Below are 7,335 nucleotides of genomic sequence, written 5' to 3' on the forward strand. Positions count from 1 at the left end.
TCCCGAAACCGGGGGCAGCCCCCCGGACCCCCCGGCGCCCTTGCCCTGCCGCGCGGGCAGAGCGGCTCCGCCGGGCGCCTGCGGCGCGGCGGGGGTCGCGCCGGCGGCCTGCGGCCCGGCCGCGCTCACGTTCCGTTCGCCGGCCGGTGTTGTGCCGGGCGCTGCGGCGCTGGTGGGCACGGCGTCCGTGGTGGCGGCGACGTGCCCGCCCATCCGACCGCTGTCGGGTACCGCGCGCGTCGCCTGCGCGTCGGTGGCGCTCGCCGCGCCGGCGAGGTCGACGGCGGCGGGCGTGACCGCCGCAGCGCCAGTGTCCCGGCCGCCGGTCGCCGTGGGACTGCCCGGGGCCGCCGTGGTGCCCGACGTCTCGGTCGGCTCGCCCGTGGGCCGGCTGCTGGGTGCTTGCGCGCCGCCGGTGGCCGAGGCTGTGGGTTCCGGCGCGCCGTCCGCGCCTTCCGGTGCGTCGAGTGCCGTGGGACTGCCCGGGGCCGCCGTGGTGCCCGATGGCTCGCCCGTGGGCCGGCTGCCGACTGCCTGCGCGCCGCCGGCGGCCGAGGCCGTGGGTTCCGGCGCGCCGCCCGCGCCCTCCGGTGCGTCGAGTGCCGCGGTGCCGCCCGGGATCGCCGTGGTGCCCGACGGCTCGGTCGGCTCGCCCGGGGGTCGGCTGCCGGGCGCTTGCGCGCCGCCGGCGGCCGAGCCCGCGCCCTCCGGCGCTTCGAGCAGTAGCTCCATGCCCGAAGCCGTCGGTCGCACCCGTACCGTCACCGGGTCCCGGCCCGGTACCCGCAGGTGGTGTGGCGTCCAGGCGGGCTCGCCGCCCAGGCGCCAGGCGTCCGGGACGGAGAAGGGGTCCGTCCAGTCGTCGGGAGCGGTGGCCGGGGTCAGGGACGCCTGGCGGGTCAGGGCCGCCGTCGCGTACACCTCGTCCGGGACCGTGTCCGCCAGGAGCGACGGGCCGTCGCGGTCGACCAGGCCCGTGTCCAGGTCGCCCGAGACCACCGACGGGTGCGCGAGGAGGCGGCGGAGGAAGCCCGTGTTGGTTTCCAGGCCGAGGATGGTCGTGTCCGCGAGGGCGGCGCGCAGGCGGCGGATGGCCGTGGCGCGGTCGGGGCCGTACGCGATGATCTTGGCGAGCATCGGGTCGTAGTCCGTGCCGACCTCCGTGCCCGGCAGCAGGCCGGAGTCGACGCGGACGCCCGGGCCCTTCGGCTCGTGGAGGGCGACGATCGTGCCCGCGGACGGGAGGAAGCCGCGGGCCGGGACCTCGGCGCAGATGCGGGCCTCGACGGCGTGGCCGGTGAGGGTCACGTCCTCCTGGGTGAAGGCCAGGTGCTCGCCCGCCGCCACGCGGAGTTGCCATTCCACCAGGTCCAGGCCCGTGATCAGCTCCGTCACCGGGTGCTCGACCTGGAGGCGGGTGTTCATCTCCATGAAGTAGTAGGCGGACGGGTCGCCGCCGGGGACGATGAACTCGACCGTGCCCGCGCCGGTGTAGCCGCAGGAACGGGCCGCCTGGACGGCGGCGGCGCCCATCGCGGCACGCGTGGCCTCGTCCAGGAGGACGCTCGGCGCCTCCTCGATGATCTTCTGGTGCCGGCGCTGGAGCGAGCACTCGCGCTCGCCGAGGTGGACGACGTTGCCGTGGCCGTCCGCGAGGACCTGGATCTCGATGTGCCGGGGCCGGTCGATCCACCGCTCCACCAGCAGCGTGTCGTCACCGAAGGAGCCGCGCGCCTCACGGCGGGCCGCCGCGATCTCCTCGGCGAGCAGCGCCTCGTCGCGGACGAGCCGCATGCCCTTACCGCCGCCGCCCGCGGATGGTTTCAGGAGGACAGGGGTGCCGATCTCGCGCGCGGCATCGATCAGTTGCGCGTCCGTCAGGCCGCTGCCCGACGAGCCCGGTACGACCGGGACACCCGCCGCCCGGACCGTCTCCTTGGCGCGGACCTTGTCGCCCATCAGCTCGATCGCCGCGGCGGGCGGGCCGATGAAGACCAGGCCGGCGTCCTCGCAGGCGCGGGCGAAGGCCGCGTTCTCGGCGAGGAAGCCGTAGCCCGGGTGCACGGCCTGCGCTCCCGCCCGCTCGGCGGCGGCGAGCAGCCGCTCCACGGACAGGTAGCTCTCGGCGGCGGACGCCGGGCCGAGGCGGACGGCCGTGTCGGCCTCGCGGACGTGCCGGGCGTCGGCGTCCGCGTCGCTGTACACGGCGACCGAGCGGATGCCCAGCTCCCGCAGGGTGCGGATGACCCGGACGGCGATCTCGCCTCGGTTGGCGACCAGGACACTCTCGAACATCGTCACGTCTCCTCTCACATCCGGAAGACGCCGTAGCCGGGCGCGTTCGGGTCGCGTTCGGGCAGGGGGGCGTTGGCGCAGGCGGTGAGGGCGAGGCCGAGGACGCGGCGGGTCTCCAGCGGGTCGATGACGCCGTCGTCCCACAGCCGCGCGGTCGCGTAGTAGGCGTTGCCCTGGGTCTCGTACTGCTCGCGGACGGGCGCCTTGAACGCCTCCTCGTCCTCCGCGCTCCACTCCTCGCCGCGCGCCTCCAGCTGGTCACGCTTGACGGTCGCGAGCACCGAGGCGGCCTGCTCGCCGCCCATCACGGAGATCTTGGCGTTGGGCCACATCCACAGGAAGCGGGGCGAGTAGGCCCGGCCGCACATCGAGTAGTTGCCGGCGCCGTACGAGCCACCGACGACGACCGTCAGCTTGGGGACGCGGGCGCAGGCCACGGCCGTCACCATCTTGGCGCCGTGCTTGGCGATGCCGCCGGCCTCGTACTGCCGGCCGACCATGAAGCCGGAGATGTTCTGGAGGAAGACCAGCGGTATGCCGCGCTGGTCGCAGAGCTCGATGAAGTGGGCGCCCTTCTGGGCGGATTCGGCGAACAGGATGCCGTTGTTGGCGATGATGCCGACCGGGTGGCCGTGGATCCGGGCGAAGCCGGTCACCAGCGTCTGCCCGAACTCGGCCTTGAACTCGGCGAACCGGGAGCCGTCCACCACCCGCGCGATGACCTCGCGGACGTCGTACGGGGTGCGGGAGTCGACCGGGACGGCGCCGTAGAGCCCGGCCGGGTCGACCTTGGGCTCCTCGACGGGCTCCACCCGCCAGGGCAGCGGCCCGCGGTCGCCGAGCGTCGAGACGATCGTCCGGACGATCCGCAGCGCGTGCGCGTCGTCCTCCGCGAGGTGGTCGGTGACGCCGGAGACCTTGGAGTGGACCTCGCCGCCGCCCAGCTCCTCGGCGGTGACGACCTCACCCGTCGCGGCCTTCACCAGCGGCGGGCCGCCGAGGAAGATCGTGCCCTGGCCGCGCACGATGACGGCCTCGTCGCTCATCGCGGGGACGTACGCGCCGCCGGCGGTGCAGGAGCCGAGGACGGCGGCGATCTGCGGGATGCCGGCGCCGGACATCCGGGCCTGGTTGTAGAAGATCCGGCCGAAGTGCTCGCGGTCCGGGAAGACCTCGTCCTGCATCGGCAGGAAGGCGCCGCCGGAGTCCACCAGATAGAGGCAGGGGAGCCGGTTCTCCAGGGCGATCTCCTGCGCCCTGAGGTGCTTCTTGACGGTCATCGGGTAGTACGTGCCGCCCTTGACCGTCGCGTCGTTGGCGACGATCACCACCTCGCGGCCCGAGACCCGGCCGATGCCCGCGATCACCCCGGCGGCGGGGGCGGCCCCGCCGTACAGGCCGTCGGCGGCCAGCGGGGCCAGCTCCAGGAACGGCGAACCGGGGTCCAGCAGGGCGTCCACCCGGTCCCGGGGCAGCAGCTTGCCCCGCGCCGTATGCCGGGCGCGGGCGCGCTCGCCCCCGCCGAGCCGGGCCGCCGCCAGCTTCTCGCGCAGCCGTGCCACGAGCTCGCGGTGCGCGGCCTCGTTGGCGCGCCAGCCTTCGGATGCCGGATCTGCGGCGCTGACCAGCGCCGGTGCCTGCTGCATGGACTCGAAGCTCCCTTGCTCCCGTGCCACGTGCACTTACTAGCCGTTGCGGTTAATAAGCGTTAACAGATCCTCTTCAGGTTAACGGCCGCTAACGGCGCTGTCTACAATTTGTTCGGTGACCCCTGTGAACCCCACCGCCACCGCTCCCGACGCACCAGCTCCCACCCGCCGCGAGCAGATCCTCCGCGAGGCGGCCCGCCTCTTCGCCGAGCGCGGCTTCCACGGCGTCGGGGTGGACGAGATAGGGGCCGCGGTCGGCATCAGCGGCCCCGGCCTCTACCGCCACTTCGCGGGCAAGGACGCGATGCTCGCCGAGCTGCTGGTCGGCATCAGCGGCCGGCTGCTGGCGAGCGGGCGGGAGCGCCGGGCCGCGGCCGAGGCGGCGGACGCCGGGCCGGCCGCCGTGCTGGGCTCGCTCATCGACGGGCATATCGACTTCGCCCTGGACGACCGGGCGCTGATCATCCTGCACGACCGTGAGCTGGGCCAGCTCCGCGAGGCCGACCGCAAGCAGGTCCGCTCGCTCCAGCGGCAGTACGTGGAGCTGTGGGTCGAGGTCGTCCGCGCCCTGCACCCGGGGGTCGCCGAGGACGACGCCCGGGCCGCCGTGCACGCCGTGTTCGGCCTGCTCAACTCCACCCCCCACCTCGGCCGCGCCGGCGGACTGCCCGGCCGGGACGCCACCGCCGCACTGCTGCGCCGGCTGGCGCACGGCGCCCTCGCGGCGCTCAGCGGCCCCGTGCGTCCCTGAGGTCCCGGACGCGCCCGGGGCCGGCGGGATCTGGACAGTCCAGGAGACCGCCGGGTAGCTTTCGCTGAGCAAGCGCTCAGCCGACCGGGGGCGGCGGAACCGGCCCCGCCGAGGGGGTAGTTGTGCGTCGGACGGTATTCAACGAGGACCACGAGGCGTTCCGGGAGACCATCCGCGCCTTCATCGCCGCGGAGGTCGTGCCGTACTACGACGAGTGGCGCGAGGCCGGCCAGGCACCGCGCGACTTCTACAAGAAGCTCGGCGAGCTGGGCGTCTTCGGCATCGAGGTCCCCGAGGAGTACGGCGGCGCCGGCGAGACCAGCTTCAAGTACCAGGCCGTCATCACCGAGGAGTGCGCCCGTGCGGCCGTCAGCTTCGGCGGCAGCAGTGTGCACACCGCGCTCGTCCTGCCGTACCTGCTGAAGTACGCCACCGAGGAGCAGAAGCGGCGCTGGCTGCCGCCGTTCGTCAGCGGCGACATGATGACCGCCATCGCCATGACCGAGCCCGGCACCGGCTCCGACCTGGCCGGGATGCGGACCACCGCGAAGCTCTCCGAGGACGGCAGCCACTACGTCCTCAACGGCGCCAAGACCTTCATCACCGGCGGCGTGCTCGCCGACCGGGTGATCGTCTGCGCCCGCACCGCGCCGCCCACCCCCGAGGACCGGCGTGGCGGGATCACGCTCCTCTTCGTGGACACCCGCTCCGAGGGCTACGCGGTCGGCCGCAAGCTGGAGAAGCTGGGACTGAAGACCTCCGACACCGCCGAGCTCTCCTTCACCGACGTCAAGGTGCCGGTGGCGGACCGGCTCGGCGAGGAGGGCAAGGCGTTCTCCTACCTCGCGCACAACCTCCCGCAGGAGCGGCTCGGCATCGCCTTCTCGGCGTACGCGCAGTCCGCCGCCGCCGTGGAGTTCGCGCGGAAGTACGTGGCCGAGCGCACGGTCTTCGGGCAGCCGGTGGCGTCGTTCCAGAACACCAAGTTCGTCCTCGCCGACTGCAAGTCCGAGGTCGACGCCATGCAGGCCGTCGTCGACCGGGCGCTGGACGCGCACGACGCGGGCGAGCTGAGCGCCGCCGACGCCGCGTCCGCCAAGCTCTTCACCACCGAACGCGCCGCCGTGGTCATCGACAAGTGCCTCCAGCTGCACGGCGGTTACGGCTACATGATGGAGTACCCCATCGCCCGGCTGTACGCCGACACCCGCGTCAGCAGGATCTACGGCGGCACGAGCGAGGTCATGCGCTCCATCGTCGCCAAGTCGATGGGTCTCTGAGCTCCGCGAGCTCCCTCAGGAACGGAACCACCGCACGTGAACGAACCCCCGGCCCCGCTGCAGGACCTGCTGGACCTCCTCGACCTCGAACGGATCGAGGAGGACATCTTCCGGGGCACCAGCCGGCCCGCCCTGATCCCCCGCGTCTTCGGCGGCCAGGTCGCCGCGCAGGCGCTGGTCGCGGCCGGCCGGACGGTCCCGGGGGACCGGTTCCCGCACTCCCTGCACGCTTACTTCCTGCGGCCGGGCGACCCCGGCGCGCCCATCGTCTACACGGTCGACCGCATCCGCGACGGCCGCTCCTTCACCACCCGCCGCGTGGTGGCCGTCCAGCGCGGTCGGCCGATCTTCCACCTCTCGGCGTCCTTCCAGCTCCACGAGGAGGGGCTGGAGCACCAGGAGCCGGCCCCGCCCGCGCCCGACCCGCTCACCCTGCCGACCGCCGCCGAGCTGCTGCCCCGCTACGCCGACCGGTTCGCGGGCCCGGACGTCGTCGAACGGCTGCTGGAGGCCCGGGCCGCGGTCGACCTGCGGTACGTCGGCGACCCGCCGTTCGCCCGGTACGGGGAGCCGCGCGAACCCCGTTCGCAGGTGTGGTTCCGCACCAACGGCAAGCTCGCCGACGACCCGCTGCTCCACGTCTGCCTGGCCACCTACGTCTCCGACATGACGCTGCTGGACTCCGTCCTGCTCGCCCACGGGCGCGGCGGCTGGGTGGTCGGCGACGTCGTCGGCGCCAGCCTGGACCACGCCATGTGGTTCCACCGCCCGTTCCGCGCGGACGAGTGGCTGCTCTACGACCAGGAGAGCCCCACCTCCCAGGGCGGCCGGGGGCTGGCGCGCGGCCGGATCTTCACGGAGGGCGGGGAGTTGGCGGTGTCGGTGATCCAGGAGGGGCTGGTGCGGATTCCGCGTACGCGGGACTGAGACGCCGTCGGTTTCCCCGTACGCTCCTCGGCGTAGGAGGGGAGAACTCATGCGCAACATCCTGCTGATGGCCGCGGGAGCCGTCGTCATCGTTCTGACGGTCCTGGTGATGTTCTTCTGGCACCAGTGGCTCGTGGACCAGACGGGCAGCGCCCGATTCGCCATCGGCCTCGCCGGGCGCGCCTTCGAGTTCGGGGCGCTGTACGGGGGGTCGTGGCTGTGCGTGCGAGGCTGGAACGGGCGGACGGCCTGACCGCCGTGGGGACTTGGCCCCGGTCCCTCCCCCAGAGGGGGCACCCCCATTTCACCGTTTCCGCGGGGAGCGCCCCCGCAACCCCCCTGAAACCGCGCTCCGCGCGGTTGTCCTCAAACGCCGGACGGGCTGGAATTTCGCGCCCGGGCGCCGTACTCAGCCCGTCCGGCGTTTGAGGAC

The 7,335-nt window shown here is 73.7% G+C and carries 6 protein-coding genes; 4 read left to right on the forward strand and 2 right to left on the reverse strand.

Annotated elements, in window-relative coordinates:
* Together ACSNOK_RS28445 and ACSNOK_RS28450 are read right to left on the reverse strand one after the other, a co-directional pair.
* The coding region (locus ACSNOK_RS28445) for an acetyl-CoA carboxylase biotin carboxylase subunit (RefSeq protein ID WP_436783660.1) at positions 1–2,295 on the reverse strand (2,295 nt) is incomplete at its 3' end.
* A gap of 14 nt (positions 2,296–2,309) precedes the next feature.
* Complete coding sequence (locus ACSNOK_RS28450) at positions 2,310–3,941, reverse strand: carboxyl transferase domain-containing protein (RefSeq protein ID WP_436783661.1); 1,632 nt, start codon at positions 3,939–3,941, stop codon at positions 2,310–2,312.
* 127 nt (positions 3,942–4,068) lie between these two features.
* On the opposite strand from ACSNOK_RS28450, the gene ACSNOK_RS28455 reads away from it, so the two are divergent.
* The 4 genes from ACSNOK_RS28455 (at position 4,069) to ACSNOK_RS28470 (ending at position 7,155) form a co-directional block, all read left to right on the forward strand.
* Entirely contained in the window at positions 4,069–4,695 is a 627-nt protein-coding gene (locus ACSNOK_RS28455) for an SACE_7040 family transcriptional regulator (RefSeq protein WP_436783665.1), read from the forward strand.
* A 122-nt stretch (positions 4,696–4,817) separates the two neighbouring features.
* Positions 4,818–5,975 carry an acyl-CoA dehydrogenase family protein gene (locus tag ACSNOK_RS28460; RefSeq protein ID WP_436783662.1) on the forward strand — a complete coding sequence of 386 codons (1,158 nt, stop codon included), beginning with the start codon at positions 4,818–4,820 and terminating at the stop codon, positions 5,973–5,975.
* 36 nt (positions 5,976–6,011) lie between these two features.
* On the forward strand, positions 6,012–6,902 hold the full coding sequence (locus ACSNOK_RS28465) for an acyl-CoA thioesterase (protein WP_436783663.1): 891 nt from the start codon (positions 6,012–6,014) through the stop codon (positions 6,900–6,902).
* Between the two features lie 49 nt (positions 6,903–6,951).
* Complete coding sequence (locus ACSNOK_RS28470) at positions 6,952–7,155, forward strand: hypothetical protein (RefSeq protein WP_436783664.1); 204 nt, start codon at positions 6,952–6,954, stop codon at positions 7,153–7,155.
* Positions 7,156–7,335: the final 180 nt, after the last annotated feature.

Source organism: Streptomyces sp. URMC 126 (genome assembly GCF_051386555.1).
Classification (GTDB): domain Bacteria; phylum Actinomycetota; class Actinomycetes; order Streptomycetales; family Streptomycetaceae; genus Streptomyces.